The 26,888-nt window shown below is 64.4% G+C and carries 24 protein-coding genes and 1 pseudogene; 15 read left to right on the forward strand and 10 right to left on the reverse strand.

What is annotated here, in order from left to right:
• Positions 1-15 precede the first annotated feature (15 nt).
• Positions 16-288 (forward strand): GlsB/YeaQ/YmgE family stress response membrane protein, encoded by a 273-nt coding sequence (locus YUA_RS0141335; protein WP_198029598.1) that lies wholly within the window; start codon positions 16-18, stop codon positions 286-288.
• A gap of 191 nt (positions 289-479) precedes the next feature.
• On the opposite strand, the gene YUA_RS0141340 is transcribed toward YUA_RS0141335, so the two are convergent.
• On the reverse strand, positions 480-1,265 hold the full coding sequence (locus tag YUA_RS0141340; protein ID WP_027535879.1) for an SDR family NAD(P)-dependent oxidoreductase: 786 nt from the start codon (positions 1,263-1,265) through the stop codon (positions 480-482).
• A gap of 247 nt (positions 1,266-1,512) precedes the next feature.
• On the opposite strand from YUA_RS0141340, the gene YUA_RS0141345 reads away from it, so the two are divergent.
• The 3 genes from YUA_RS0141345 to YUA_RS0141355 are packed head-to-tail and all read left to right on the forward strand — an operon-like array spanning position 1,513 to position 4,588.
• Positions 1,513-2,577: an acyl-CoA dehydrogenase family protein gene (locus YUA_RS0141345; RefSeq protein ID WP_027535880.1), complete on the forward strand. Its 1,065-nt coding sequence runs from the start codon at positions 1,513-1,515 to the stop codon at positions 2,575-2,577.
• A 16-nt stretch (positions 2,578-2,593) separates the two neighbouring features.
• Positions 2,594-3,754 carry an acyl-CoA dehydrogenase family protein gene (locus YUA_RS0141350; RefSeq protein WP_027535881.1) on the forward strand — a complete coding sequence of 387 codons (1,161 nt, stop codon included), beginning with the start codon at positions 2,594-2,596 and terminating at the stop codon, positions 3,752-3,754.
• Between the two features lie 15 nt (positions 3,755-3,769).
• Complete coding sequence (locus YUA_RS0141355; protein WP_027535882.1) at positions 3,770-4,588, forward strand: enoyl-CoA hydratase/isomerase family protein; 819 nt, start codon at positions 3,770-3,772, stop codon at positions 4,586-4,588.
• A gap of 188 nt (positions 4,589-4,776) precedes the next feature.
• Here the strand turns inward: YUA_RS0141355 and YUA_RS0141360 are convergent, their stop codons facing one another.
• From YUA_RS0141360 to YUA_RS0141370, 3 genes are all read right to left on the reverse strand, one after another.
• Complete coding sequence (locus YUA_RS0141360; protein ID WP_027535883.1) at positions 4,777-5,526, reverse strand: hypothetical protein; 750 nt, start codon at positions 5,524-5,526, stop codon at positions 4,777-4,779.
• Between the two features lie 2 nt (positions 5,527-5,528).
• A complete protein-coding gene (locus YUA_RS0141365; RefSeq protein ID WP_027535884.1) occupies positions 5,529-6,317 on the reverse strand; it encodes an enoyl-CoA hydratase in 789 nt (262 codons plus the stop codon).
• 163 nt (positions 6,318-6,480) lie between these two features.
• A complete protein-coding gene (locus YUA_RS0141370; protein WP_027535885.1) occupies positions 6,481-7,689 on the reverse strand; it encodes an ABC transporter substrate-binding protein in 1,209 nt (402 codons plus the stop codon).
• Between YUA_RS0141370 and YUA_RS50785 the strand changes: the two genes are divergently transcribed.
• The 3 genes from YUA_RS50785 (at position 7,667) to YUA_RS0141385 (ending at position 10,251) form a co-directional block, all read left to right on the forward strand.
• On the forward strand, positions 7,667-7,852 hold the full coding sequence (locus tag YUA_RS50785) for a hypothetical protein (RefSeq protein WP_156947621.1): 186 nt from the start codon (positions 7,667-7,669) through the stop codon (positions 7,850-7,852). The genes YUA_RS0141370 and YUA_RS50785 overlap by 23 nt on opposite strands.
• A 24-nt stretch (positions 7,853-7,876) precedes the next feature.
• Entirely contained in the window at positions 7,877-8,728 is an 852-nt protein-coding gene (locus YUA_RS0141380; RefSeq protein WP_027535886.1) for a thermonuclease family protein, read from the forward strand.
• Positions 8,729-8,859: 131 nt separating this feature from the next.
• Complete coding sequence (locus YUA_RS0141385) at positions 8,860-10,251, forward strand: M48 family metalloprotease (protein WP_027535887.1); 1,392 nt, start codon at positions 8,860-8,862, stop codon at positions 10,249-10,251.
• Positions 10,252-10,424: 173 nt separating this feature from the next.
• Here YUA_RS0141385 and YUA_RS0141390 read toward each other — a convergent pair whose 3' ends face one another.
• Positions 10,425-11,753 carry an MFS transporter gene (locus YUA_RS0141390; protein ID WP_027535888.1) on the reverse strand — a complete coding sequence of 443 codons (1,329 nt, stop codon included), beginning with the start codon at positions 11,751-11,753 and terminating at the stop codon, positions 10,425-10,427.
• Positions 11,754-11,934: 181 nt separating this feature from the next.
• Here YUA_RS0141390 and cyoA point away from each other — a divergent pair, with 181 nt between their 5' ends.
• Genes cyoA through YUA_RS0141425 form a run of 7 tightly spaced genes read left to right on the forward strand, consistent with a single transcriptional unit; the run spans position 11,935 to position 18,864 of the window.
• The gene (gene cyoA, locus YUA_RS0141395; RefSeq protein WP_027535889.1) at positions 11,935-13,095 is read left to right on the forward strand and encodes a ubiquinol oxidase subunit II; all 1,161 of its coding nucleotides are present in this window, start codon (positions 11,935-11,937) and stop codon (positions 13,093-13,095) included.
• Between the two features lie 39 nt (positions 13,096-13,134).
• Positions 13,135-15,132, forward strand: coding sequence for a cytochrome o ubiquinol oxidase subunit I (gene cyoB / locus YUA_RS0141400; protein ID WP_027535890.1), 1,998 nt, complete (start codon positions 13,135-13,137; stop codon positions 15,130-15,132).
• Positions 15,133-15,762 carry a cytochrome o ubiquinol oxidase subunit III gene (cyoC, locus tag YUA_RS0141405; protein WP_027535891.1) on the forward strand — a complete coding sequence of 210 codons (630 nt, stop codon included), beginning with the start codon at positions 15,133-15,135 and terminating at the stop codon, positions 15,760-15,762.
• Complete coding sequence (gene cyoD / locus YUA_RS0141410) at positions 15,759-16,139, forward strand: cytochrome o ubiquinol oxidase subunit IV (protein ID WP_027535892.1); 381 nt, start codon at positions 15,759-15,761, stop codon at positions 16,137-16,139. The genes cyoC and cyoD overlap by 4 nt, the downstream gene beginning before the upstream one ends.
• A gap of 29 nt (positions 16,140-16,168) precedes the next feature.
• Complete coding sequence (locus YUA_RS0141415; RefSeq protein ID WP_027535893.1) at positions 16,169-16,984, forward strand: SURF1 family protein; 816 nt, start codon at positions 16,169-16,171, stop codon at positions 16,982-16,984.
• Positions 16,956-18,341: an ATP-binding protein gene (locus YUA_RS0141420; protein ID WP_027535894.1), complete on the forward strand. Its 1,386-nt coding sequence runs from the start codon at positions 16,956-16,958 to the stop codon at positions 18,339-18,341. The genes YUA_RS0141415 and YUA_RS0141420 overlap by 29 nt, the downstream gene beginning before the upstream one ends.
• Complete coding sequence (locus YUA_RS0141425) at positions 18,331-18,864, forward strand: response regulator transcription factor (RefSeq protein ID WP_027535895.1); 534 nt, start codon at positions 18,331-18,333, stop codon at positions 18,862-18,864. Before YUA_RS0141420 ends, YUA_RS0141425 begins: the two co-directional genes overlap by 11 nt.
• Positions 18,865-19,019: 155 nt before the next feature.
• On the opposite strand, the gene YUA_RS49600 is transcribed toward YUA_RS0141425, so the two are convergent.
• The 5 genes and pseudogenes from YUA_RS49600 to YUA_RS0141450 form a co-directional block, all read right to left on the reverse strand.
• The gene (locus tag YUA_RS49600; protein ID WP_198029599.1) at positions 19,020-19,817 is read right to left on the reverse strand and encodes a CarD family transcriptional regulator; all 798 of its coding nucleotides are present in this window, start codon (positions 19,815-19,817) and stop codon (positions 19,020-19,022) included.
• Between the two features lie 349 nt (positions 19,818-20,166).
• A complete protein-coding gene (fdxA, locus tag YUA_RS0141435) occupies positions 20,167-20,505 on the reverse strand; it encodes a ferredoxin FdxA (protein ID WP_027535897.1) in 339 nt (112 codons plus the stop codon).
• 132 nt (positions 20,506-20,637) lie between these two features.
• Positions 20,638-20,907 (reverse strand): annotated as a pseudogene (locus tag YUA_RS0141440) (RNA-binding S4 domain-containing protein); the annotation flags it as partial.
• Between the two features lie 10 nt (positions 20,908-20,917).
• Positions 20,918-24,331: a helicase-related protein gene (locus YUA_RS0141445; protein WP_027535899.1), complete on the reverse strand. Its 3,414-nt coding sequence runs from the start codon at positions 24,329-24,331 to the stop codon at positions 20,918-20,920.
• Between the two features lie 724 nt (positions 24,332-25,055).
• A complete protein-coding gene (locus YUA_RS0141450; RefSeq protein WP_027535900.1) occupies positions 25,056-25,865 on the reverse strand; it encodes a DUF3108 domain-containing protein in 810 nt (269 codons plus the stop codon).
• 521 nt (positions 25,866-26,386) lie between these two features.
• Here YUA_RS0141450 and rpmB point away from each other — a divergent pair.
• Complete coding sequence (gene rpmB, locus YUA_RS0141455) at positions 26,387-26,698, forward strand: 50S ribosomal protein L28 (protein ID WP_027535901.1); 312 nt, start codon at positions 26,387-26,389, stop codon at positions 26,696-26,698.
• Positions 26,699-26,888: the final 190 nt, after the last annotated feature.

Here is a 26,888-nt window from a genome sequence, read left to right on the forward strand (position 1 = left end):
GAGGGGAGCACTGACATGAGCATGGGCGGCCTGTTGTGGATCATCGTCGTCGGTTTCGTCGCCGGCCTCATCGCGCGTTTCCTGGCGCCGGGGCCGAACAACCCGAGCGGCTTCATCCTCACCACCATCCTCGGCATCGTCGGCGCGTTCCTGGCCACCTTTATCGGCCAGGCCATCGGACACTACGGTCCGGACCAGGGCGCCGGCTTCATCATGGCCACGATCGGTGCCGTGGTGGTGCTATTCATCTGGCACCGGCTGGTCGCGAGCGGCGTGATCAAGGGGTGACGGCGGTTGTTCTGCGGTATGGCCTGTCAACAAATTCAGTGTCGTCCCGGCGAAGGCCGGGACCCATAGCCACCGAATTTGATTTGGCGAAGACTCGGAGTTGTCAGTCTTGAGTTCCCAACAGTCAGTCGTGGTTATGGGTCCCGGCCTACGCCGGGACGACGGCAGCGTTTGACGCAAGGAACGCGATCTCACGTAATCAAATGCATCCCCGCATCCATGCGCACGACCTCGCCGGTCATGTTGCTGGAGGCAGGCATCGCCAGGAAGCAGACGAGCTGCGCGATGTCATCGGCGGATGAGGCGACCTTGAGCGGCACCTTCGCCACCACGCTGTCGCGCACCTGCTTGGCGCCGGCCTCGCCGCGGCCCTTGGTGAACCAGGGCGTATCGATATAGCCGGGGCACACCGTGTTGACGCGGATCAGCGGCGCCAGCGCGCGCGACAGCGACAGCGTCATGGTGTTGAGCGCGCCCTTGCTCGCGGCATAGGCGATCGACGAACCGACGCCGCTGATGCCGGCGACGGAGGAAATGTTGACGACGGCGGACGCACGCCCAGTTGCCTTCGATCCGGCTTCCAGTAGGCTGCGCGCGGCGCGCACCATCTGGAACGGGCCGATCGTGTTCACGCCGTAGAGACGCTGGAAATCTTCAGCCGACAATCCGTCGAGATCGGCGTGAGCGACGTGCTTGGTGGTGCCGGCATTGTTGACGAGGATGTCGAGCCGGCCCCAGCCGGTCGCGGCCGCAACGATCTTGCGGCAATCGTCGTCCTTCGAGACGTCGCCCTGCGCGACCAGCACTTCCGCCGCGCCCGCCTTGCGGCAGAGCTCTGCCGTGGCCTCGGCTTCCTTCTGGCTCGACGAATAGTTGATGACGAGTCGCGCCCCGCTCCGTGCGAGAATTTCCGCGGTCGCAGCACCAAGGCCGGATGCGGACCCCGTCACGATTGCGCACAAACTGTCCTTGGCCATCCGGATTTCCTTCCCCGTGATTGAATGTGTCGCCCTGTTTAGCGAGTTTGCCGCGCGCTGCAAATCGAACAAACTCCGCTAAGCGGAATTAGCCCAGACCGGGTCTTACCCCCATGCCGGTGTCGCAGATAGGCCTGCGATCAACGCTTGTCAGGGCCATGGCTTTTTCCGATCATCGGGCGCAAGAAGAGACCGCGCGCCGCACCGACCAGGCAGGACGCGCCAATGGAAAAACACGGGGAACGCTGTGGCGGAGAGTGACAATATCGTCGTCGAGACCGCGGAGAAGATCTTCGCCGATCTCGCCGATCCGCAGACCATCAACAATGACAAGAAGAATTCGTGGCAGGCGCCGCTGTGGCAGGCGCTGAGCGAAGCCGGCTTGCCCTTGTCCTGGGTGCTCGACGATCTCGGCGGCTCCGGTGCGAGCCTTGCCGACGGTTTTGCCTTGCTGAATGCTGCCGGCCGTTTCGCGGTCGCGGTTCCCCTGGCCGAGACCATGCTCGCGGGTTGGCTGCTGGCGCAGGCGAAGATCGCTTCGCCCGAAGGCGAGATGACGATGCTGCCGGCCTCGCCAAAGGATCGCATCACGCTTGATGCCGACGGCGCGCTCTCGGGCCGCTGCCGCGGCGTGCCCTTTGCCAAAGCGGCGAAGCACTTTTCGGTGCTGGCGCACGGCAAGGACGGCGTCTCGATCGCGCTGGTCGACGCGAGCAAGGGCCGGATCGAATCCGGGCTCAATGTCGGCTACGACCACAGCGATACCGTGACGCTCGACAAGGTTCAGCCCAACACCATCAAGGCCGCGCCCAAGGGCGTTGACCAGACCACGCTGATGCTGATGGGCGGCGTCACGCGCAGCCTGCAGATCGCCGGCGCGCTGGAATCCATGCTCGACATCTCCGTGCGTTACTCCAACGAGCGCGTCGCCTTCGAGAAGAAGATCTCGAAATTCCAGGCGGTGCAGCACAATCTCGCGCGCCTCGCCGGCGAGTCTGCCGCAGCACTTGCGGCCGCGACGTCGGCCGCCGATGCCATCGCGAACGCCACGTCGTTCAATGACGAGGTCTACCTCGAAGCCGCCTCGGCAAAGATCCGCTGCGCGGAAGCCGCGGAAAAAGGCGGCGCCATCGCACACCAGGTTCACGGCGCGATCGGCTTCACGATCGAGCACATCCTGCACCGCTATTCGCTGCGGGCGCTGGCCTGGCGCGACGATTTCGGTTCGGAAAGCTATTGGGCGGTCGAGCTCGGCAAGCTCGTCGCCAGGCGCGGCGCCGACGAATTGTGGCCGCTCGTGGCTTCGCGCTGATCGGGAGACGAAACACATGACCGCAGCCCTCCGTTTCGATCCGATCCGTCTGCCGCCCGAGTGCGAACAATTGCGCAAGGAAGTACGCGCCTTCCTCGCCGAAGAAATTGCCGCAGGCACCTTCAGTCCATTCAAGCCCAACCGCGAAGACACCGACGTGCCGGAATTTTCTCGCAAAGTTGGCGCCAAGGGCTGGCTCGGCATGACCTGGCCGAAGAAATATGGCGGCCAGGAGCGCTCCTTCCTCGAGCGTTACGTCGTGACCGAGGAGATGCGCGTCGCCAACGCTCCGACGCGGCGCTTCTTCGTCGCCGACCGCCAGAGCGGTCCGGTGCTGCTGAAATACGCCCCTGAAAACATCAAGATGGACATCCTGCCGCGCATCTGCCGCGGCGAGATCTGCTTCGCCATTGGCATGAGCGAGCCTAACTCCGGCTCGGACCTGTTCGCCGCGAAGACGCGCGCGACCAAGACCGACGGCGGCTATCTCATCAACGGCACCAAGATCTGGACCTCGTCGGCGCATATCGCCGACTACATGATCGCAATCTTCCGGACCTCGCCGCCGACCAAGGAGAACCGCCGTCACGGCCTGACGCAATTTCTGGTCAAGATGAAGCAGCCGGGCATCAAGGTGAACCCGATCGGCCAGATCACCGGCCAGTACGAGTTCAACGAGGTGGTCTTCACCGACTTCTTCGTGCCAGAGGATCACGTGCTCGGCGAAGTCGACGGCGCGTGGAAGCAGGCGACATCGGAACTCGCCTATGAGCGTTCTGGTCCCGAGCGCTTCCTCGAGACTTATTACGTGCTGACCGAGCTGGTCCGCGCGGTCGGTCCCAATCCGGACACGCGTAGCGCCGAGGGCATCGGGCGACTCGTGGCGCAGCTTCACACCATGCGGCGCATGTCAGTCTCGGTTGCCGGCATGCTGCAGGCCGGCAAGGAACCCGTGGTGGAGGCCTCCATCGTCAAGGACATCGGCACGGTCTGGGAGCAGCAGCTTCCGCACCGCGTGCGCGATCTCGCGGCCTTCGTCGAGGAGACCGCGACCAACCGCGAGACGCTGGAGCGGCAGCTCGACTTCGCCATCAAGACCGCACCGAAACTCACCATCCAGGGCGGCACCACCGAGGTGCTGCGCGGCATCATCGCGCGCGGATTGGGCTTGCGCTAAGTTTTCGAGGACATCATGAGCACTTACAAGGATATCGGCGTCGAGAAGGTCGGACACGTCGGCACGATCGAGATCCGCAGGCCGCCGCTCAACTTCTTCGACATCTCGCTGATCAACCAGATCGCAGACGCGCTCGACGAATTCGACCGCGACATCGAGATTCGCGCCTCGGTTCTCTCGGCGCAGGGCAAGGCGTTCTGCGCCGGCGCCAATTTCGGCGATCCGGCCCGGCAGGCGCAGGAAGCACGCGAGGCCGAAAAAACGGCCAAGGGCGATCCGGCCGACAGCCTCGGCGCGATCAACCATCTCTATATCCAGGCCGTGCGCATCTTCCGCGCCAAGAAGCCGATCGTGGCCGCCGTGCAGGGCGCCGCCATCGGTGGCGGCCTCGGGCTTGCCGTGTCGGCGGATTTCCGCGTCACTTGCCCCGAGGCACGCTTCTCCGCGAATTTCACAAAACTCGGCTTCCATCCCGGCTTCGGCCTGACGACAACGCTGCCCGAGTTAATCGGCAAGAACAACGCCGAGCTGATGTTCTACACCAGCCGCCGCGTCACCGGCGAAGAGGCGGTGAAGTGGGGCCTCGCCAACGTGCTGGTGCCGCAGGATCAGGTCAAGGCGGGCGCGATGAAGCTCGCTGCCGAGATCGCCGAATGCTCCCCGCTCGGCCTGCTCTCCACCCGCGCCACGATGCGCGCCGGCCTCGCCGATCGCGTGATGGCGGCGACCAATCACGAGCTCGCCGAGCAGACCCGACTGCGCGCCACGGAAGATTTCAAGGAAGGCGTGAAGGCCACCGAAGAGCGGCGCGCGGCGAATTTCAGGGGGCGGTAGTTCGCTCTTCTCGTCGTATCGCTCAGGCAGCTCCACAACTTCCCTTGTCGTCCCGGCGAAGGCCGGGACCCATAACCCCAGGGAGAAGTTCTGACGCAAACAGGTAACCAAGAGTCATCGTCAAATTGCTTCCTGTGGCTATGGGTCCCGGCCTTCGCCGGGACGACAGTGGTGTTTGCGGCAACAGCTTAGGCAGAAAGCCGAAACGTCACCCCGCCCAGCAGAAACTCGTTCCCCGCAACCGCGAGCCCCTTTGACCTCGCGACATGCAGCACATGCGCGGCATCGGCCACCCGAAACTCCAGCGCGCTCATGATCTCGCTGGCGCCCTTCACGAAGCGGAAAGTCGCGTTGGGCAGCTTCAGCTCAGAGCCATCAGCCGCGACTCCGATGATCTTACCCCAGTGCTCCGCCAATCCTTGCGGGTCCGGGCTCTGCATCTCCACAGCCGTCAGCGCCTGCGTCACATCCTTGCGGATGAATTTCTGCCAGTCAGGACCTGCGGGCGGATACGGACCCAAAATATCGTCGCTGCCTTCGGTGTGGTTGAACTCGATGAAGGCGGCGCGGCAATCGCGGGGATGAAGCTGGACGCCATGATAGGGCGCGTGGTCGATCACGTTGGCGGTGCGCACGCCCAGCGCATTGGCGTTGCGGCCGCGCTCGTCCGGGTCGTTGCAGCAGAAGATCGCCATATAGCCGCCGCGACCGCCGGTCTTCTCGATGAAGCGGCCGGCCGTGGTGCCGTCCTTGAAGGGTGCGACGACCTCGAGCATGATCGTGTCGACCGGGAGCAGCGCGTTCTCCAGGCCGTATTTCGCGACATTGCCGTCGCGGTAGCAGACAACGAGGCCCATGATCTCGGCGATATCGGAGATGACAGGCGGAAGCTGCGGCGCGACCAGACAAATCTGCCGCAGCCGCATATAGGGCGCCATCGTCATGCGCCCATGAAGGCCGGCTTGCGCTTCTCGACGAAGGCCTTCGCGGCCTCCTTGTGATCCTCGGTGTCGCTGCAACGGGTGTGGTGGATGGCTTCACCGTCGAAGCAATCTTCCAGCGGCAGGTGCTCGGCATTGTTGATGTTACGCTTGATGTAGCCGAGCGCGATCGACGGCCCCTGCGCCAGCGATAGCGCCAGCTCGTGCGCGGCGGCATCGATCTCGGCATCGGGCACGACCTTCGTCACCATGCCGATCGCATGTGCTTCCTTGGCGGTGAGCACCGGCGACATCAGATACGGCTCGCGCGCCCGCGCGCTGCCGAGCAGCTGGGTGAGAAAATAGGTGCCGCCATAATCGCCGGAGAAGCCGACCTTGGCGAAGGCGGTCGTGATCTTGCAGGATTCGGAGGCGATGCGGAGGTCGCACGACAGCGCCATCGAGAGGCCGGCACCGGCCGCGGCGCCATCGAGCTGCGCCACCACAGGCTTCGGCATCTGATGCAGGATGCGCGAGACCTCCATGCCGCGGCGGAGGTTCGCCATCTTCACTTCGAAAGGCAGCGGCGCGCGGCCGGCTGCCATCGACTTGACGTCGCCGCCGACGCAGAACGAGCCGCCGGCGCCCTTGAACAGCACCGCGCGCACCTCGGGATCGTCGGCCGCGCGCCGCGCCGCCTCGACTAATCCTGCGACCATCTCCGGGTTGAGCGCGTTCTTTCGCTCGGGACGGTTCATCGTGATGGTGAGCAGCGCGCCTTCGAGCTTTTGCAGGACCATGTCGTTCATGGGACGTCTCCCTTGTTGTTTGTTTGTTTCGTCATTCCGGGGCGCGCCCTTGACGCGAACCCGGTATCCATTTCTAGACAGTCACTGCCGCCCGATGGATCCTCAGATGCGCAATTGCGCATCATAGCTCGCGCTCACGCGCGCCCCGGAATGACGCTTCGCGTCATTTCTTCACCAGCGGGCAACGCGACTGCTCCAGCGACTGGAATGCCTCGTTGCCGGGCACGGTGGCAAGCAGCTTGTAATCGTCCCAGCGGCCCTTGGATTCCGACGGCTTCTTCACCTCGAACAGGTACATGTCGTGGATCATGCGACCGTCCTCGCGGATCTTGCCGTTATGTGCGAAGAAATCGTTGATCGGCGTCTCCTTCATCACCTTGATGACCGCAGCCGAGTCGGTCGTGCCGGCCGTCTTCACCGCCTTCAGATAGTGCATGACAGAGGAATAGACACCGGCCTGGGCCGAGGTCGGCGGCCGCTTCATCCGCTCCATGAAGCGCTTCGAGAATGCGCGCGTCTCGTCGTTCATGTCCCAGTAGAACGCCTCGGCCAGCAGCAGGCCCTGCGCGGTCTCCAGCCCGATCGAATCAATATCGGTAACGAAGGCAAGCAGTGGCGAGACCTTCTGGCCGCCCTTGGTGATGCCGAACTCGGCCGCCTGCTTGATGGCATTGACGGTGTCGCCGCCGGCGTTCGCGAGTCCGATCACCTTGGCCTTGGACGCCTGGGCCTGAAGCAGGAACGACGAGAAGTCAGACGTGTTGAGCGGATGGCGGACGGCGCCGAGCACCTTGCCGCCGGTCTTGGTCACGACGGCGCTGGTGTCTTTCTCCAGATCCTGGCCGAAGGCATAGTCGGCGGTGAGGAAGAACCAGGTGTCGAGGCCCGACTTCACGGCCGCAAGGCCGGTCACGTTGGCCTGGCCGTAGGTGTCGAACACGTAGTGGATGGTGTAGGGACCACAGGCCTCGTTGGTGAGACGAATCGAGCCCGGGCCGTTGAAGATGATGATCTTGTTGCGCGCTTTCGCGATCTCGCCGGCGGCAAGCGCGGTCGCGGAGGCCGCGACGTCGTAGATCATCTCGACGCCCTGGTTGTCGAGCATGTCGCGGGCGATGTTCGCGGACAGGTCAGCCTTGTTGAGATGGTCGGCCGCGATCACCTGGATCTTGCGCCCCAGCACCTCGCCGCCGAAATCTTCCGCGGCCATCTTCGCCGCGGTCTCGCTGCCGGGGCCGGTGATGTCGGCGTAGAGGCTCGACATGTCGAGGATGCCGCCGATCTTCAGGGGTGGCTTGTCCTGGGCCTGCGCGGCGGCGCTCGCACTCAGGGCAAACGCTGCGGCAAAAATGCCCGACAAAATATGCTTCATCGAAAAGACCTCCCTTGATTGCCTGACTCTGAATGGCGGCTTGATTATTGCTCTTGGCAATCGCTATTCCCGCAATCATGCCGCATGCGCAAGAGCGCAGCAAGCGCAGGTGCGTTACGAGAGCATGATTGCCGCGCATGTTTTCCGCAAAGCGGAATGGTGAGATGCAGCAAGATGCTTCCACGCAATGACGGAGTCTGAGGAAGCCCCTTCGCGACCCACCGTGCATGAGTTAAAGTTGAAGCGTAACGCAACCTCTCCGGTCAACGTGACGCAGCGGCATCACCTCATCGTCGCATTTCTTCTCATCGCCAGTCACACGGCGTTCGCCGCACCGTGCCAATTCGAGGCACAGGGCGAAGGCCGCGTCGCGGCCATCGTCGATGCACGTAGCGTGCGTCTCGACGACGGCCGCGAGATCCGTCTCACCGGGATCGAAGCGACCGCGACAACGAAGCAGGCACTGACCTCACTGCTCGTCGGCCGCGACGTGACGCTGCGCGGCACTGACGACACGCCCGACCGCTACGGCCGCCAAAGCGCGCTGCTCTTTATCGGCATGAGCGACACCTCCGTGCAGGCCATGCTGCTCGCCCAGGGCGATGCCCTCGTCTCGGCCGAGATCGCGGACAAGGATTGCGCGACCGCCTTGATGTCGGCCGAAGCTGAAGCGCGGCGCCAAAAAAAGGGCAATTGGGCTGACCCGTCGGCCATAAAAAACGCGGAAAGTCCGGACGATATTTTGGCCGGGATCGGGCGCTTTCTGGTGGTCGAGGGCAAAGTCCTGTCGGTCCGGCAAGCTGGGGCAATGACCTACCTCAACTTCGGATGGAACTGGACACGCGGCTTTGCGGTGACTATTTCAAAGCGCACGCTGCCGGCGTTCGAAAGCGCCGGAATGACCCTTAAATCCCTGGAAAATCGGCGTATTCGCGTCCGGGGCTGGGTCGAGGGGACTGCAGGGCCGCGTATCGATGTGCGTCTCTTGGGACAGGTTGAATTGCTGGGCGCAAACGAGCCTAATGGGGAGCGGCCTTAAGGGCCAGGCACGGGTTAGACGACGTGATCGGGGTGCTAGAACGGCACAAAAGGGGTGAATGCCGCCGCCTGCGGGCAGCGCCGGCTGCGCTTTGCCTCGTGCTGGGCACAGCGCTCGCAGGTTGCGGCGATATGGGCCGGTTCCAGACCGCAGCGGCCCCGCCGACCGTCGCCCTGCCTAAGCCGAAGCCGGCCGTCGCCCAGACTCCCGCCACCGAGAAAGAGCACGAGCGCATCCTGGCGAGCTATGGGGGCACCTATGACGACCCCCGGCTCGAATCACTGGTCAGCAAGACGGTCGACCGGCTCGTTGCCGCCTCCGACCGCCCTGACCAGGGCTACAAGGTCACCATCCTCAACTCCGGCGCGGTGAACGCCTTCGCGCTGCCGAACGGCCAGCTCTATGTCACCCGCGGACTTCTTGCGCTGGCCAGCGACACCTCGGAATTGTCCTCCGTGCTCAGCCACGAGATGGCGCATGTGCTGTCCAAGCACGCCGCGATGCGCGAGGACCAGGCGCGCCAGGCCGCGATCGTCACCCGTGTCGTCACCGACATGAGCACCGATCCCGATCTCACCGCGCTCGCGCTCGCCAAGACCAAGCTCACCATGGCGAGCTTTTCGCGCAATCAGGAGTTCGAGGCTGACGGCATCGGCGTCGGCATTTCCGCCAAGGCACATTTCGACCCCTACGGCGCGGCGCGCTTCCTCTCAGCGATGGAGCGTAATGCGGAGTTGAAGGCCGGCAAGGGCTCGCTCGATCCGCGCGCGCAGGATTTCACCTCGTCGCATCCGGCCACGCCCGAGCGCGTGCAGAATGCGCAGACCATCGCGCGGCAATACGTTGCCCCGGAAGGCGGCGAGCGCGACCGCGAGAGCTATCTCGCCGCGATCGACAACCTCGTCTATGGCGAGGACCCCAGCGAAGGCTTTGTCCGCGGCCGGCGTTTCCTGCACCCAAAACTCGGCTTCACCTTCCAGGCGCCGGATAATTTCACGCTCGACAACACCGCGCAGGCGGTGATCGGCGTGCGCGAGGGCGGCTCGCAGGCGATGCGCTTCGACGTCGTGCGTGTACCAGCCGAGCAGTCGCTCGGCGACTACCTCAATTCCGGCTGGATGGAGGGCGTCGAGAAGGCGTCCACTGAAGACGTCACCATCAACGGTTTTCCGGCCGCGTCTGTCACCGCCAAGGGCGACCAGTGGCAGTTCAAGGTCTATGCGCTGCGCTTCGGCAGCGACGTCTACCGCTTCATCTTCGCGACACGGCAGAAGTCGACCGAGAGCGAGCGCAATGCGCGCGAGACCGTCAATTCATTCCGCCGCCTGACCCTCGAGGAGATCCAGGCCGCGCGACCGCTGCGTATCAAGGTCATCACCGTACAGCCCGGCGACACCGTGGAATCGCTGTCTCACCGCATGGCCGGCGTCGATCATCCCGCCGAACGTTTTCGCGTGCTGAATGGGCTGGATCGCACCGCGCAGGTGAAGGTGCGTGACCGCGTGAAGATCGTGACGGATTGAGCTGCGGTAACTCCACGCCGTCGTCCCGGCGGAGGCCGGGACCCATAACCACAGGATTGGGTTTGACGAAGACTGGTCGTTCGGGATTTGCACCGAGCGCCATCGCGACATCACGCGGTATGGGTCCCGGCCTTCGCCGGGACGACACGTGTTTTGGAGCGACTGCCTGAGCCTTAGGCGCCCGCGTCCATGTCGCCCGCCTCGCGCTGGCCGCTGAGCCAGAGCGCGAGCAGGGTCCAGAACGCGCCGGAGAGCAGATAGGCGCCCGAGGCGATGACGCCGAGATTGGTGGCGAGCAGAAGCGCCACGAGCGGAGCGAAGCCGGCGCCGAACAGCCAGGCCATGTCCGAGGTCAGTGCCGAAGCGGTATAGCGATAAGCCTGCTTGAAGTTCGAGGCGATCGCGCCCGAGGACTGGCCGAAGGCGAGGCCAAGCAAGATGAAGCCGATCACCATGTAAATGGTCTGGCCAAACTCTCCGGCGTCGAGCAACTGCGGGGCGAAGCCGCTGTAGATCGCGATCGCGATCGCCGATCCCATCAGCAGCGATTTGCGGCCGACGCGGTCGGCGATGACGCCGGAGGCCACGATCGCGGCGACGCCGAACACAGCGGCGACGATCTCGATGATCAGGAAGCGCACCGGGCTTTCGCGGGTGAACAGGAACACCCACGACAGCGGAAACACCGTGACCATGTGGAACAGCGCGAAGCTTGCGAGCGGCGCGAACGCACCGAGCATGATGTTCTGGCCTTCGCGCGCGACAGTCTCTGAGATGCGCGACGGCTGCAATTCGCGGGTCTCGAACAAGGAGGCATATTCCTCGGTCGTCACCATGCGCAGGCGCGCGAACAGCGCCACGACGTTGATGGCGAACGCGACGAAGAATGGATAGCGCCAGCCCCAGTCGAAGAAATCATCGGCCGAGAGGTTGCCGGCGAAATAGGCGAACAGCGCGCTCGCCACGATCAGCCCGAGCGGCGCGCCGAGCTGCGGGACCATCGCGTACCAGCCGCGCTCGGACGGCGGCGCGTTCAGCGCCAGCAGCGAAGCCATACCGTCCCAGGCGCCGCCCCAGGCCAGACCTTGCGCGATGCGCGCCAGCGCCAACAGCCAGATCGCGGCGACGCCGATGTCGTGGTAGCCGGGCAGGAACGCCAGCGCCACGGTGGCGGTGCCGAGCAGGAACAACGCCGAGACCAGCTTGGCCGTCTTGCCGTACTCGCGGTCCACCGTCATGAAAATGACGGTCCCGATCGGCCGGGCGATGAAGGCCAGCGCGAAGATCATGAAGGAATAGAGCGTGCCGGTCAGTTCGCTCGTGAACGGGAACACCAGGCGCGGAAACACGATCACCGAGGCGATCGCGTAGACGAAGAAGTCGAAGAACTCCGAGGTGCGGCCGATGATGACGCCGATGGCGATCTCGCTGGGACTGGCCTGGTCGTGGCCGTGCTCGCCCGAGTGGAGGTCTGTCATGTCGGGGGTCTGTGCCGTCGCCATGCGTGCGCCCTTAACGTCCTGAAAACCAAAGCCGACCGCCCGGCGGGGCGCCAGGCAATCCGACCCTGTTTGGCTCAACATCTCGCACTGCAACATTGGACAAATTGTCCAATGTCCGGATTGCTGCGCCGCAGCTACCCCTTGGCCCCGCATAGGAAACTCATTCTCAAAGGCTCGGCCCGTGTCCCGTCTCAAGATCCTGGCGCTGCTACCCCTGGCAGTTGCGCTCAGTGGCTGCAACTACGTCGTGCTGGCGCCAGCCGGCGATATCGCCGCGCAACAGCGCGACCTCGTCATCATCTCCACCGTCCTGATGCTCCTGATCGTCGTCCCCGTGATGGCGCTGACGGTGCTGTTCGCCTGGCGCTACCGCCAGTCCAACACCTCGGCCCGCTACGAGCCGGAATGGGACCACTCGACCAGCCTTGAACTCGTGATCTGGTCGGCGCCGCTGCTGATCATCGTCTGCCTGGGCGCGCTGACCTGGATGGGCACGCATCTGCTTGACCCCTATCGCACGCTCGGCCGCATCCATGCCGACCGCGCCGTGGATCAGTCCAAGGCCCCGCTCGAGGTCGACGTCGTCGCGCTCGACTGGAAATGGCTCTTCATCTATCCGGACTACGGCATCGCCACCGTCAACGACCTGGCGGCGCCGGTCGATCGTCCGATCAATTTCCGCATCACCGCGTCCTCAGTGATGAACTCGTTCTACATCCCCGCGCTGGCCGGCCAGATCTACGCGATGCCGGGCATGGAGACGAAGCTCCACGCGGTCGTGAATCACGCCGGCACCTACAAGGGTTTTTCGGCGAACTATAGCGGTGCCGGCTTCTCCGGCATGCACTTCAACTTCCAGGGCCTCGACGACAAGGGTTTTGACGCCTGGGTCGCGCAGGCCAAATCCGCCGGCGGCTCGCTCGGCCGCGCCGATTATCTCCAACTCGAGAAACCGAGCGAGAACGAGCCGGTGCGCCGCTACGGCGCGGTCGATGCCGATCTCTACCGCCTGATCCTCAACATGTGCGTCGAGACCGGCAAGATGTGCCAGAGCGAGATGATGGCGATCGACGCCAAGGGCGGTCTCGGCCATGAGGGCCTGAACAACACCCTGCCGCTGGCCTACGACAAATATGCCCGCCGCGGCACCGCCCTTGGGCCCGAGCCGACCTTCGTCGCCGGCACCTGCACGCCGGATGCGCCGCAAGGCCAGACGACGGCCGCGATCAAGGCGCCGCTCGACACAGCGCCGCTCCTGGGTGCCGGCCTGAAGCGGCCGACTTTCGCGCCGTTGAAGTCCTCGTCCTTCTTCCTCGGACAACGTCCCAAGTCAAACTCCTGAGGTCAGACTCCTGAAGTCAGACTCCTAAAGAGAGCTCGCATGTCTCCTGATCTTCTCAAGCTCATCTTCGGCCGTCTCAGCATCGATTCGCTGCCGCTGCACGAGCCGATCCTCGTCGGCACCTTCGCGGTGGTCGCGCTCGGCGGCACCACGCTGCTCGGCGGCCTCACCTATTTCCGCCTCTGGGGCTATCTCTGGCGCGAGTGGTTCACCAGCGTGGACCACAAGCGCATCGGCGTCATGTACATGATCCTCGGCATCGTGATGCTGCTGCGCGGCTTCGCCGACGCCCTCATGATGCGCGCGCAACAGGCGCTCGCATTCGGCGGCTCCGAAGGCTTCCTCCCCTCCCATCACTACGACCAGGTCTTCACCGCCCACGGCGTGATCATGATCTTCTTCGTGGCGATGCCGCTGGTGACAGGCCTGATGAACTTCGTCGTGCCGCTGCAGATCGGCGCGCGTGACGTGTCGTTCCCGTTCCTGAACAATTTCAGCTTCTGGATGACGGTCGGCGGCGCGGTGTTGGTGATGGCCTCGCTGTTCATCGGCGAGTTCGCCCGCACCGGCTGGCTGGCTTATCCGCCGTTGTCCAACATCGGCTACAGTCCAGACGTCGGCGTCGACTATTACATATGGGGATTGCAGGTCGCCGGCGTCGGAACGACGTTATCCGGCATCAACCTGATCTGCACCATCGTGAAGCTGCGCTGCCCCGGCATGACCATGATGCGGATGCCGGTCTTCACCTGGACCTCGCTCTGCACCAACGTCCTGATCGTCGCCTCCTTCCCGGTTCTGACCGTCGTGCTCGCGCTGCTCACGCTCGACCGCTACGTCGGCACCAACTTCTTCACGAACGATTTCGGCGGCAGCCCGATGATGTACGTGAACCTGATCTGGATCTGGGGCCATCCCGAGGTCTACATCCTGGTTCTCCCCGCCTTCGGCATCTTCTCGGAAGTGACCTCGACCTTCTCCGGCAAGCGCCTGTTCGGGTACACCTCGATGGTCTACGCGACCGTGGTCATCACGATCCTGTCGTACCTGGTCTGGCTGCACCACTTCTTCACGATGGGCTCGGGCGCCAGCGTCAACTCGTTCTTCGGCATCACCACGATGATCATCTCGATCCCGACGGGCGCGAAGATGTTCAACTGGCTGTTCACGATGTATCGCGGCCGTATCCGCTACGAGCTGCCGATGCTGTGGACCATTGCCTTCATGCTGACCTTCGTGCTCGGCGGCATGACCGGCGTGCTGCTCGCTGTGCCGCCGGCCGACTTCGTCCTGCACAACAGCCTGTTCCTGATCGCGCACTTCCACAACGTGATCATCGGCGGCGTGGTGTTCGGCGCGTTCGCCGGCATCAACTACTGGTTCCCGAAGGCATTCGGCTTCAAGCTCGATCCGTTCTGGGGCAAGCTGTCGTTCTGGTTCTGGGTCACCGGCTTCTACATGGCCTTCATGCCGCTCTATGTGCTCGGCCTGATGGGCGTGACCCGCCGCCTGCGCGTGTTTGACGATCCCAGCCTCCAGATCTGGTTCGTCATCGCCGCGATCGGCGCCGGCCTCGTCTTCCTCGGCATCCTCAGCATGCTGATGCAGTTCGCCGTCAGCTTCCTCAAGCGCGAGCAGCTCAAGGATGTTACCGGCGATCCCTGGGACGCACGCACGCTGGAATGGGCGACCTCCTCGCCCCCGCCGGACTACAACTTCGCCTTCACCCCCGTCGTTCACGACAATGACGCATGGTGGGACATGAAGAAGCGCGGCTACCAGCGTCCGCTCACCGGGTTCAAGCCAATCCATATGCCGAGCAGCACCGGCACCGGCATCATTCTCGCCGGCTTCGCCACCGCGATGGGGTTCGGCCTGATCTGGTACATCTGGTGGCTGGCGGCTGCCAGCTTCATCGCGATGCTCGCCGTCGGGATCGGTCACACCTTCAACTATCACCGCGACTTCGACATACCGGCCGACGATGTCATCCGGGCTGAGGACGCGCGCACCAAACTGCTCGCCGGAGCCAAGTAAATGACTATCGCTGTCAATCCTGTCCAGACCGGCGAGCCGGTCTTCTACCTCGCCGACGAACACCCGCATCCGGAAGGCTACAGCACCTCGCTCGGCTTCTGGATCTACCTGATGAGCGACTGCCTCATCTTTGCGATCCTGTTCGCCACCTTCGGCGTGCTCGGCGCCAATTACGCCGCCGGTCCCGCGCCGAAGGATCTGTTCGACCTGTCGCTGGTCGCGGTGAACACCTCGATGCTGCTGCTGTCGTCGATCACCTATGGTTTTGCGATGCTGACGATGCAGCAGAACAAGATCGCCCAGACGCAGATGTGGCTCCTGATCACCGGCCTGTTCGGCGCCGCCTTCATCGGCATCGAGCTCACCGAGTTCGCCCACATGATCCATGAGGGCGCCACGCCCCAGCGCAGCGCCTTCCTGTCCGCCTTCTTCACTCTGGTCGGCACCCACGGCCTGCACGTCTCCTGCGGCCTGATCTGGCTGGTGACCCTGATGGTGCAGGTCTGGCGTTTCGGCCTGATCGAGGCCAACCGCCGTCGCCTGATGTGCCTGTCGATGTTCTGGCACTTCCTCGATGTGGTCTGGATCGGCGTCTTTACTTTCGTCTATCTCCTGGGAGTTCTGCGATGAACACCGACACCCACGCCGCCCACGCGGACGATCATCACCACGACGACGGCCACGCCCACGGCACGTTCTCGACCTACATGCTCGGCTTCGTGCTCTCGGTGGTGCTCACCGCGATCCCGTTCTGGCTGGTGATGAGCGGCACGCTGCCGAGCAAGCAGATCACCGCGCTGGTCATCATGGTCTTCGCGGTCGTGCAGATCGTCGTGCACATGATCTACTTCCTGCACATGAGCCCCAAGTCCGAGAACGGCTGGAGCATGATGGCGCTGATCTTCACCATCGTCATGGTGGTGATCGCGCTGTCCGGTTCGCTGTGGGTAATGAACCACCTCAACAGCAACATGATGCCGATCCACGAGATGACGGGAATGAAGTGAGCGATCTCGTGAGCCACGACGAACACGACATGCGCGGCCCCGCAAGGGCTGCGCGTCCGTCCTTGTGGCTCACGGTTCTCTCGCTCACCGCCTTCGTTGTGCTGATGGCCCTCGGCGTCTGGCAGGTCGAGCGCCGCGCCTGGAAGCTCGCCTTGATCGACCGCGTCGAGCAGCGCGTTCATGCCCCGGCGCAGCCCATTCCCTCGCGGGCTTCGTGGCCGGCGATCACCGCTGCAAGCGACGAATACCGGCATGTCAGCGCCTCCGGCCGCTTCCTGCACGACCGCGAGACCCTGGTTCAGGCCGTTACCGAAGCAGGTCCCGGCTATTGGGTGCTGACGCCGCTGCAGCGTGCCGACGGCACGCTTATCCTGGTCAACCGCGGCTTCGTGCCGTCCGAGCGGCGCGACCCATCGACGCGCCAGGGCGGCAATCCGGACGGCCAGGTCGAGATCACCGGCCTTTTGCGCATCACCGAGCCAAAGGGCGGTTTTCTCAGGGACAACGCGCCCCAGCACAACCGCTGGTATTCGCGAGATGTGACCGCGATCGCGGCGGCTCGCGACCTCCAAAACGCCGCGCCCTTCTTCGTCGATGCCGATGCCGGATCACAATCCGGCAACGGTCCCATCGGCGGATTGACCGTGGTCCGCTTTCCCAATAACCACCTGGTCTACGCACTGACGTGGTTTGCCCTGGCTTTCATGCTGGCCGGTAGACTTTTCGTCACATTCCGCGGCGGGCTGTTCCGCCGCACGCGCTTCGTCCACGAACCGGCCGGCGGCTCGGATGCCTCCGCCCGCAGGACGGGATCAGATGTTGGAACGATCGTCGAACCGACCTGACGACGGGAACACTTACGGCGAGCTGGCGGTCACGCTGCAGTCGCAGGCGGACGCGCGCAGCGAGCTGATTGGCGCTGCCCCGACCGACGACGAGACCAACCGCAAGAACATGGCTCTGCTGATCCAGCTGCGCTGGACCGCGGTGGTCGGCCAGATCGTGACGATCGGCGGGGTGCATTTCTGGCTCGGCATTCCCTTGCCGCTGACCCGCATGGGCGCGGTGATCGGCGCGCTGGTACTGCTCAATGTCTCGAGCCTGGTCTGGGTGCGCCATCGCGCCGCGATCACCAACAATGAGCTGCTGGTCGCGCTAATGCTGGATGTCGCGGCGCTGACCGCGCAGCTCTACCTCAGCGGCGGTGCCACCAATCCCTTCACCTCGCTGTTCCTGCTTCAGGTCACGCTCGGTGCGGTGCTGCTCGATGCCCGCTCGACCTGGTCGCTGGTGGCGCTGAGCTGCGCGAGCTTCGTGTGGCTGACGATGGCCTACCGGCCGCTCGACCTGCCGCCGAATCCGCTGAGCGAAACCTATACGCTCACCGTCACCGGGATGCTGCTCGGCTTCATCCTCAACGCCGTGCTGCTCGTCGTGTTCGTCACCCGCATCAACAGGAATTTGCGCGAGCGTGACGCGCATCTGGCGGCGTTGCGCCAGCACGCCGCCGAGCAGGATCACATCGTCCGCATGGGCCTGCTCGCCTCCGGCGCCGCGCACGAGCTCGGCACGCCGCTCGCCTCGCTCTCCGTCATCCTCAGCGACTGGCGCCGCATGCCGGATCTCGCAGCCGATCAGGAGCTCGCCGAGGACCTCACGGAGATGGAAACCTCGCTGCAACGCTGCAAGACCATCGTGACGGGCATTCTGGTGTCGGCCGGCGAGGCCCGCGGCGAAGGATCGTCGCCGACGACGGTGACGGCCTTCGTCACCGCGCTGGTCGAGGAATGGCGCGACGCGCGCTCGGCGCGGACGCTGTACTTCGTCAATACCTTTGGCGAGGATGTCGCGATCGTCTCCGACATCGCACTGAAGCAGGTGATCTTCAACGTCCTCGACAACGCCTACGAGGTCTCGCGCGATTGGGTGGAGCTGCTCGCCGAACGCGAGGGCGACAATCTGGTGCTCTCGATCAGCGACCGTGGCCCGGGCTTCGCGCCGGAAATGCTGGCGCAGCTCGGAAAGCCCTATCAATCGAGCAAGGGCCGCGCCGGCGGCGGGCTCGGCCTGTTCCTGGTGGTGAACGTGGTGCGCAAGCTAGGGGGCGGCGTGACCGCCGAGAATCACAGGAAGCGCGGCGCCACCGTCCGCCTGACCTTGCCGCTCGCCACGCTCGCGATCGGAGGCAGCTTTGACGTCTGACCGTTCGCTCATCGTCGTCGAGGACGATGAAGGCTTTGCGCGCACGCTGAAGCGCTCGTTCGAGCGCCGCGGCTACGAGGTCGTGCTCGCCGCCTCGATCGAGGAGGTCCGGAAAGTCCTGGAAGGACGATCCTTCGGCTACGCCGTGGTCGACCTCAAGCTCGGCGGCGCCTCGGGCCTTGCCTGTGTCGAGGTGTTACACACCCACGACGAAGAAATGCTGATCGTGGTGCTGACGGGCTTTGCCAGCATTTCGACCGCTGTCGAGGCCATCAAGCTCGGCGCCTGCCACTACCTCGCCAAGCCCTCCAACACCGACGACATCGAAGCCGCCTTCAACAAGGCCGAAGGCAACGCCGACGTCGCGCTGGACGTGCGGCCGACCTCGATCAAGACCCTGGAATGGGAGCGCATTCACCAGACCCTGATCGAGACGGATTTCAACATCTCGGAAGCGGCAAGGCGGCTGGGCATGCACCGGCGGACGTTAGCCAGGAAGCTCGAGAAGCGGCCGGTGAAGTAGGCTGCTCTCGCCCGCATGCGTCTACACGAGCAGGAACTGAAATGGAGTGGCGCCTGCGCTGAGTTCGGTTGAGCATTGCGGTTGACAATCGACCAAAAGCAAAAAGCCCGGCCAACCGGCCGGGCTTTTGATTGATTGCGATCGACGCGAGACGCTTACGCGGCCTCGTCGGCGACGGTCGTGCCGTCGGTATCGTCGGTGTCACCCTCGGCATCCGCCTCGCCTTCGCCGTCGGCGGCTTCCGCCTTGGCATTGGTACGGCGCGGGCTCTTGGCGAGCTGGGCCTCGATCTCCTTGACCGCTTCGGTCTCGGTCGAGTGCTGCACCACCGCGATCTCGCGGGACAGACGATCGAGCGCCGCTTCATAGAGCTGACGTTCGCTGTAGGACTGCTCGGGCTGCGACTCCGAGCGATAGAGGTCGCGCACGACTTCCGCGATCGCGACGATGTCGCCCGAATTGATCTTCGCTTCGTATTCCTGGGCGCGGCGCGACCACATGGTGCGCTTGACGCGGGCGCGGCCCTTGAGGGTCTCCAGCGCCTTCTTCACCAGCGCCGGCTCGGACAGCTTGCGCATGCCGACGTTGGCGACCTTCGCAGTCGGAACGCGCAGCGTCATCTTGTCCTTGATGAAATTGATGACGAACAGCTCGAGCTTCGCACCGGCGATCTCCTGCTCCTCGATGGCCAGGATCTGGCCGACGCCGTGAGCGGGGTAGACGACGAATTCATTGGCCTTGAAACCCTGACGCTGGGTCACGACCTTCTTTTCCTCGACCTTCGGCGCGGGTGCAGCGGCCTTCACGGCCGGCTTGGCAGCAGCAACGGGAGCCTTGGCAGGGGCGGCAGCAACGGGAGCCTTCGGAGCAACGGGCTTGTGAGCGGGAGCCTTGGCAGCAGCAGGCTTGGCAACGGTCGCTTTCGCGGCCGGTTTGGCAGTCTTGTTAGGCATTGCGCTTCTTTTGTTCTTCGAGGACTTTGCAGCCGGCGGCGCCTTCGCAGCGGCCCGACCCTTGGATGCGCTACGGCTGGCCGCGGCGACTTTTTTGGCCTCCTTATGGGAAGCCCTCGCTGAAGTACTCTTTTTACGCGTTTTCTGTGACACAGCCTGCGCGCGGAAACTGCCACGCCCCTGTTCGACATTTGGTTTCACGGGAACCCAACGGGGCCAACTGGGCTGACGGGGGTTCAGCTTAATGTGCCCAATATAGCACATTTCCCGCAAAAATCAATGATTTAGGGGTCTTGAGGGCTGGTTTTCAGCCCTAACGAAGGTATTAGGGTTAAGTTTACGCCGGAATTTAGTCTCCGGAGCCCGGGTTCGGCGAAAAATACTTGTCGAACTTGCCTTCCTGACCGTCGAATTCCTTTGCGTCGGCAGGTGATTCTTTCTTCTGGGTGATGTTCGGCCAGCTCTTGGCGTAGTCGGCGTTGACCTGGAGCCACTTTTCCAGGCCGGGTTCCGTGTCCGGCTTGATGGCGTCAGCGGGGCATTCCGGCTCGCACACGCCGCAGTCGATGCACTCGTCCGGATGGATGACGAGCATGTTCTCGCCCTCGTAGAAACAGTCGACCGGACAGACCTCGACGCAGTCGGTGTACTTGCACTTGATGCAGGCTTCAGTGACGACGTAAGTCATCCAACGCTCCGAAAAGCTTATTCAAAACTCGCGGCTTGCGTAGCGCGGATGGCCCGGCGCTGCAAGGTCGGGAAGCCCCGATCATGACGGCTTTATGTTGTTGATCGACCAAGAAATGAATTCGAAGCGCAATTAATTGCGCTTTGATTCACTCAGCTCCTCGTAGAGCTCGCGCACAGAAGCCGCATCGCCGCGACGCTCGTTGAAGCCGGTCACTTTCAACACCCGCACGGTGCGATCGAGCGCGACGGTGATCACGTCGCCGATCTTGACCGCATGGCCCGGCGATTTCTCGCGCGTGCCGTTGAGGCGAACGTGTCCGGACTCGACGAGTTCAGCCGCGGAGGTACGCGCCTTCACCACCCGCGCGTGCCACAGCCATTTATCGAGGCGCTGCCGCTCGGTCGTGGGATTACTCCTTGCGACCGGAGAGCTGCTCCTTCAGCGCGGCGAGCTTGGCGAAGGGCGAATTCGGATCGGCTGGACGATCGCGCTCGCGCGGGTTCGCGCTTGACGCGTAGGGACGCAGCGACGGGCCGCCCTGGCGGTCGCGCCCCTTGTCGCGGTCACGGCCACGATTGTCACGGCCCTTGTCGCGATCGCCGCCGAACTTCTTGTTGTCGCGGTTGCGATCACGATCCTTGTTGTCGCGGTCCTTGCCCTGAAAGCTGCGATTCCGGTCGTCGCGCCCTTCCTGGCGCGGTGCGCCTTCGGCACCACCTTCGCGCGGCTTGCGGAAATCTCTGCCGCCATCGCGACGATGACCACCGCCATGACGATGACGCTCGCCGCGCTTCTCGCCGTCAGCGGCTTGCGCCGCTTCGCCCTCAGCGGGCGCGGCAGCTGCTACAGCGCCGGCCTGCGGCCGCTGGTTGTTGTGGCGCTGGTGGCGATGGCGCTCGTGGCGCGGCTTGCGATCCTCGTGACGGCCGCCAGGACGCCAGACCTCGACAAGCTCGGGCTCGGCGGGTGTCGCCGCAGCTTCAGCGGGTGCGGCCTCGACGGGCGCGGCGGCATCGGGCGATGCGGCGGCTTCCGTCGCGGCGGTCTCGGCGGGAGCGGCTTCAGCAGCAGGCTCGGCAGGCGCAGCAATCTCTTCCGCCGGCGGCGCGATGCCGGGCGCATCTTCCGGCGTGACGGGCGCTTCAGGCGAGGCTTCGAGCGCCGGCTCTTCATGCGCGGGCTCGTCGTGCTGCTCCATGCCGGGCGCGTCTTCGACGGTGACCGGTTCGGCGGCAGCTTCAATTGCAGTGTCCGGAGCGACTGCGGCCTCCTCGGTCGCAGGCGTCTCGACCGAAACTTCAGCCGCCGGCGTCTCCGCAGGAGCCGCCGCCTGCTTCGGCGGCAAAGGCGCACGCTTCTCCATGCGATAGCCAAGCGCGCGCAGCACCGAGGCAAAGTCCTCGCCGGCGGAGCCGGTGAGCGAGGTCATCGCCTGCGTCACCACAAAGCCGCGGCCGTCGAACGCGCCGGCGGGCTTGTCGCCGGGCGAGTTATCGCGCCAGGCCAACGCCGGGCGGATCAGGTCGGCCAAGCGCTCCAGAATGTCGACGCGGACGGCGCGTTCGCCGGCCTGCTTGTAGCCGAGCACGCGATAGGCATCGCGCGGCAGGCTCTTGTCGACCGGGAACGAGGTGCGGCCCGAAGATGCCAGATGCTGCGCGCCCGACAGCGCCGAGAGATCGACATTGTCCTGCTTCAGCGCCCACAGCAGCGCGGCCAGCGCACGCGCGGCGGGCTTCAGAATGCCGGGGAAATAGATGTGATAGGCGCCGAAGCGAACGCCGTATTTGCGCAACACGGCGCGCGAGGGCTGGTCGAGATCCTTCAGCTCGTTGGCGATCTTCGGCCGTTCCAGCACGCCGAGCGCCTCGACGAGCTGATAGGCGATGCCGCGGGCAATGCCGGTGACGTCCTCGGCTTTCGACAGCTCGAACATCGGCCCGAGCAGCTTTTCGATATGCGTCTTGAGCCAGAGGTCGAGCCGCGCCTGCACCTTCTCGCGGGGGCTACCGGTCAGCCGCTCATCCGAGATGATGCGGATGCGCGGATGCAGCGCCTCCTCTGCGGCGGTCAGTCGCGCCACCGCATCGCCGGTCCAGCGGATGGTGCCGTCCGAAGTCAGCACGAACTGATCGTCGGGCGCAGCGCCCAGCTTCTCGGCCCGCGCGTTGATCTCGCCGGCGAGCACCGCTTGCGCGGCAGCCTGCAAGGCTTTCGCATCGGAGCCGGCTTCCGCCGCATCCGGTGCAAAGGTGAAGCCATCGAGGCGGCCGATGACATGGCCTTCGACGATGACTTCGCCGGTCTTGCCGATTTCCGTATTCAAGCTCGTGTTCTCCCGCAGGCGGCGCATCAATACACTGGTCCGGCGATCAACGAAACGCTCAGTCAAGCGTTCATGGAGCGCATCCGATAATTTATTTTCGACCTCCCGCGCGATCCCCTGCCAGCGTTCGGGGTCTTTCAGCCAATCCGGGCGGTTGGCGACGAAGGTCCAGGTGCGAATCTGAGCAATCCGGGCCGACAGCGTGTCGATGTCGCCGTCGATGCGGTCGGCCTGGTCGACCTGGGCGCCGAACCAGGAATCGGGGATGCAGCCCTTCTGCATCAGGAAGCCGTAAAGCGTGGTGACGAGCTCGGCATGGGCCGCCGGCGACAGCTTTCGGTAGTCCGGGACCTGGCAGGCCTCCCAGAGACGCTCCACGGCGGCCTTGCCATGCGCGATATCGCGCACCTCGACGTCGCGGGCGGCATGGTCGAGCACGCGCATGTCTTCGGCGATCGGCGCCCGCGTCAGCGTCTCATGGCCGGGCGACAGGTTCAGCGAGACCTGGAGCGCGCCGAGGGAGGAGAAATCCAGCTTCGAATTGCGCCATTGCAGCATCTTCACGGGGTCGAAGATGTGGTTCTGGAGCGCGTTGACCAGCTCGGGCTCGAACGGGCCGCAGCGGCCTGTCGTCCCGAACGTGCCATTGCGCGTGGCGCGGCCGGCGCGGCCGGCGATCTGCGCGAATTCGGCCGGCGTGAGCCTGCGGAACTGGTAACCGTCGAACTTGCGGTCGGAGGCGAAGGCGACGTGGTCGACGTCGAGATTGAGGCCCATGCCGACGGCGTCGGTGGCGACGAGGTAGTCGACGTCGCCGTTCTGGAACATCTCGACCTGTGCGTTCCGTGTGCGCGGCGACAGCGATCCGAGCACCACGGCGGCGCCGCCATGCTGGCGCTTGATCAGCTCGGCGATGGCGTAGACCTCGTCGGCGGAGAACGCGACAATCGCCGTCCGGCGCGGCTGGCGCGTGATCTTGCGGTCGCCGGCGAATTCCAGCTGCGACAGCCTGGGACGGGTGATCATGGAGACGCCGGGCAGCAGTCGTTCGATGATCGGGCGCATCGTCGCCGCCCCCAGCAGCAGCGTCTCGTCGCGGCCGCGGCGGTTGAGGATGCGGTCGGTGAAGACATGGCCGCGTTCCAGATCGGAGGCGATCTGGATCTCGTCGACGGCGAGGAAGGAGACGTCGAGGTCGCGCGGCATCGCCTCGACCGTCGAGACCCAGTAACGCGGGTTCTTCGGCTTGATCTTCTCCTCGCCCGTGATCAGCGCCACGGCATCGGCGCCGACCCGACCGACGATCTTGTTATAGACCTCGCGCGCCAACAGCCGCAGCGGCAGGCCGATCATGCCCGAGGAATGCGCGAGCATCCGTTCGATGGCGAGATGGGTCTTGCCGGTGTTGGTCGGCCCGAGCACCGCAGTGACGCCAGCGCCAGGCACGCGATCGGAAAGCGCGCGCTCGGAAGCGAAGGGGGAGGGAGGAAATGCCATGTCTGAATGATTAGGTAATGGCGATTGGGGCGAATGTCAGTGCTGTTTGGGGCGGGACGTTGTAGAGCGTCCGCCACACGCACAACTGTCATCGCCCGGCTTGACCGGGCGATCCAGTACGCCGCGGCGACTGCGGCTAAGCCGAGAGGCCTCGGCGTACCGGATGCCCCGGTCAAGCCGGGGCATGACAGCGGAGAATGCGGTGACGCTTCCCCAAATCTCGCGCAACTGTCTCACTTTGCGACGCTTTTCCTTGTCCGCTTTAAGCTTCGGAACGACTCTAGAACGAATCGCGGCCGAATCGCTCACTCCCTGGTGAGTCCTGTTACGTTCACGCAACATGTCGCGGGACTCTTGTTTCCATCGCACTAGATGGAGTTTTGGGCTGTCGCACAAGCGACGATTGGGTGACGGATTTCGTTAAGTTGGGGATGGCGCGGAGTCGAATCAGAATCGGGGTAGAGTCAAATGGATTCCCCGGATGAGGGCTGCGAAACTCATTTTCGCGAAAACAACCCCATGCACAGTAGAAACAGGTAGCTGGGGAATGGCGCGGTGGCGGGGCGTAAGGTGTTGATGCGGTGAGCCAAAACTCTCTCCTGCGTCATTCCGGGACGCGCCGGCAGGCGCGGGCCCGGAATCCATCGTGAGACGGTCTCCGTGGGCCGATGGATTCCGGGCTCGCGCCAAGGGGCGCGCCCCGGAATGACGACTGAGGATGGGCTCACTGCGTCTTTGCCACCCTTGGCGGCTGGGCTGTGGTGATGAAGCTGGTCGCTTCCAGCATCGCGGGCCCGAGCGGTGTCGGCACTTTCAGCCAGAACGGGACCAGGATGCGCGTGCCGGCTACGGGAGCGAACGCGATCTCGATGTTGCGCTGGGCGGCGAGGTATTTGATCACGGGGCGGTCGGGGATGTAGCCGGCGACAGGCACGAAATACAGCGCGCAGACCACGACGGGGCCGTGATAGCCCTTCTCCGCCTTCACCGTCTCCATGCGCTTGAAATCGAGCTTGAGCTCGTAGCGCATGCGGCCATCGAACACCGGCGCGCTGCCGTGACAGGCCTCCGGCGACAGCACCTCGCCGGTGCCTGATACGCGCACCAATGAGGCCGTCATCGGATCCCAGACGCCGCGGCGATGCGCCTCGGTGACGACGATGCGGTCGGCATCGACCGGCGGCTCCGGAATGATGCCGAACTCCTTCACATTGCCCTTGTCCAGCGTGATGCGGATCTCTTCGGTCTTCTTCGAGGTGGTGGTGGAGGCCTGGTAGGCGGTCGCGACCAGCGCGCCGTTGACCACGCGGCCCTGCGAGGCGCCGGTACCGGACCCGCCCGCAAACGACTTCAGAATGCCGGTGGTGCCGCCGCTAGCCGCCGCCGAGAACACGTCGTCCTGGATATCGATGTTCCAGGCGCCGCGGCCGACGGGAATGCCCGATAGCGTCGCCTCATATTGCGCCTCGAGCTTGCCCTGCGCCGCTGCCGGCTCCGCCGCCCATGCCGCAACCAGCCCGCCAAGAGCGGCCAGCGCCAGCCGGCCAGCTGAGCGCAGCCGGGGCGGAAAGAGGGGTGACGTGTGCACGAGACGATCCAATCGGGAAGCGAGTGGTTGTTACTTAAGCCTGTTACGGCCGTAAGCAATGCATCCGGGCGCTGAGAGCCGGGAACTCAGTGGACTCTTTCGGCGGTGAATACGCCCTTTATGTGTTGGTAAGGCGCTTTAAACATTGCCGTTTTGGTGATCGGGCGCCGCGGGCTCGAATACCTCTCCCGCTTGCGGGAGAGGTCGCGCGCAGCGCGGGTGAGGGCTCTCTCCTCTGGGGGGCACCAACAGTCATAATAACTGCCCCGCCGCGGAGGCACCCTCTCCCCAGCCCTCCCCCGCGAGCGGGGGAGGGAGCGCACCATCCGCGCGGCGCCAAATCCTTGACTACCCGCCCCTTCCCCCCTATACGTCCGCCCGCTCCCTGCAAGGACAGAGAATTAGCCCCCGTGGCGCCCCGAATGGCGGCCGCAACTCGTTGGGGCTCAGACCGAAGGATTTGTGACATGTCTCGCCGCTGCGAACTGACGGCCAAGGGCCCCCTCGTCGGCCACAAGGTCAGCCACTCCAACATCAAGACCAAGCGCCGCTTCCTGCCGAACCTGGTCAACGTGACCTTCATCAGCGAAGCCCTGGAGCGCAACGTGCGCCTGCGCGTCTCGACCAATGCGGTCAAGAGCGTCGACCACAATGGCGGCCTCGACGCCTTCCTGCTCAAGGCCAAGGCCGACGTGCTGTCGCCGCGCGCCCTCGAGCTGAAGCGCGCCATCCAGAAGAAGGTCGGCCCGACCGCCGCGCCGGTCAAGAAGGCCAGCTAAGCGAATTTTGGAATTGGGCGGGGCTAGGTTGCGTCGCGTGGCGTAGGCTTAGCCAAGTAGAGTTTGCGTTGCGGCCGGATCGAAAGATCCGGCCGTTTTTGTTTTTGGGGACGCGCACGCAGCTTGATGGTCGAAATAGGCAGCGCAAATCTTGATCCGTTTGTGTGGGATGCTCCTAAATGCGGACTAG

Origin of the sequence: Bradyrhizobium sp. WSM3983 (assembly GCF_000473045.1) — a bacterium.
In the GTDB taxonomy this organism is placed as follows: domain Bacteria; phylum Pseudomonadota; class Alphaproteobacteria; order Rhizobiales; family Xanthobacteraceae; genus Bradyrhizobium.

What these genes read in the sequence shown, in the direction of transcription:
- YUA_RS0141370 (WP_027535885.1), bottom strand. Translation starts at nt 7,689, where the DNA reads ATGAAGCATATTTTGTCGGGCATTTTTGCCGCAGCGTTTGCCCTGAGT.
- cyoC (WP_027535891.1), top strand. Translation starts at nt 15,133, where the DNA reads ATGACTATCGCTGTCAATCCTGTCCAGACCGGCGAGCCGGTCTTCTAC.
- YUA_RS0141420 (WP_027535894.1), top strand. Translation starts at nt 16,956, where the DNA reads ATGTTGGAACGATCGTCGAACCGACCTGACGACGGGAACACTTACGGC.
- YUA_RS0141365 (WP_027535884.1), bottom strand. Translation starts at nt 6,317, where the DNA reads ATGAACGACATGGTCCTGCAAAAGCTCGAAGGCGCGCTGCTCACCATC.
- YUA_RS0141360 (WP_027535883.1), bottom strand. Translation starts at nt 5,526, where the DNA reads ATGGCGCCCTATATGCGGCTGCGGCAGATTTGTCTGGTCGCGCCGCAG.
- YUA_RS0141340 (WP_027535879.1), bottom strand. Translation starts at nt 1,265, where the DNA reads ATGGCCAAGGACAGTTTGTGCGCAATCGTGACGGGGTCCGCATCCGGC.
- YUA_RS0141355 (WP_027535882.1), top strand. Translation starts at nt 3,770, where the DNA reads ATGAGCACTTACAAGGATATCGGCGTCGAGAAGGTCGGACACGTCGGC.
- cyoB (WP_027535890.1), top strand. Translation starts at nt 13,135, where the DNA reads ATGTCTCCTGATCTTCTCAAGCTCATCTTCGGCCGTCTCAGCATCGAT.
- YUA_RS0141380 (WP_027535886.1), top strand. Translation starts at nt 7,877, where the DNA reads ATGACGGAGTCTGAGGAAGCCCCTTCGCGACCCACCGTGCATGAGTTA.
- YUA_RS0141445 (WP_027535899.1), bottom strand. Translation starts at nt 24,331, where the DNA reads ATGGCATTTCCTCCCTCCCCCTTCGCTTCCGAGCGCGCGCTTTCCGAT.
- YUA_RS49600 (WP_198029599.1), bottom strand. Translation starts at nt 19,817, where the DNA reads ATGCCTAACAAGACTGCCAAACCGGCCGCGAAAGCGACCGTTGCCAAG.
- YUA_RS0141350 (WP_027535881.1), top strand. Translation starts at nt 2,594, where the DNA reads ATGACCGCAGCCCTCCGTTTCGATCCGATCCGTCTGCCGCCCGAGTGC.
- rpmB (WP_027535901.1), top strand. Translation starts at nt 26,387, where the DNA reads ATGTCTCGCCGCTGCGAACTGACGGCCAAGGGCCCCCTCGTCGGCCAC.
- YUA_RS0141390 (WP_027535888.1), bottom strand. Translation starts at nt 11,753, where the DNA reads ATGGCGACGGCACAGACCCCCGACATGACAGACCTCCACTCGGGCGAG.
- YUA_RS0141415 (WP_027535893.1), top strand. Translation starts at nt 16,169, where the DNA reads ATGCGCGGCCCCGCAAGGGCTGCGCGTCCGTCCTTGTGGCTCACGGTT.
- YUA_RS50785 (WP_156947621.1), top strand. Translation starts at nt 7,667, where the DNA reads ATGCCCGACAAAATATGCTTCATCGAAAAGACCTCCCTTGATTGCCTG.
- fdxA (WP_027535897.1), bottom strand. Translation starts at nt 20,505, where the DNA reads ATGACTTACGTCGTCACTGAAGCCTGCATCAAGTGCAAGTACACCGAC.
- cyoD (WP_027535892.1), top strand. Translation starts at nt 15,759, where the DNA reads ATGAACACCGACACCCACGCCGCCCACGCGGACGATCATCACCACGAC.
- YUA_RS0141335 (WP_198029598.1), top strand. Translation starts at nt 16, where the DNA reads ATGAGCATGGGCGGCCTGTTGTGGATCATCGTCGTCGGTTTCGTCGCC.
- YUA_RS0141385 (WP_027535887.1), top strand. Translation starts at nt 8,860, where the DNA reads ATGGGCCGGTTCCAGACCGCAGCGGCCCCGCCGACCGTCGCCCTGCCT.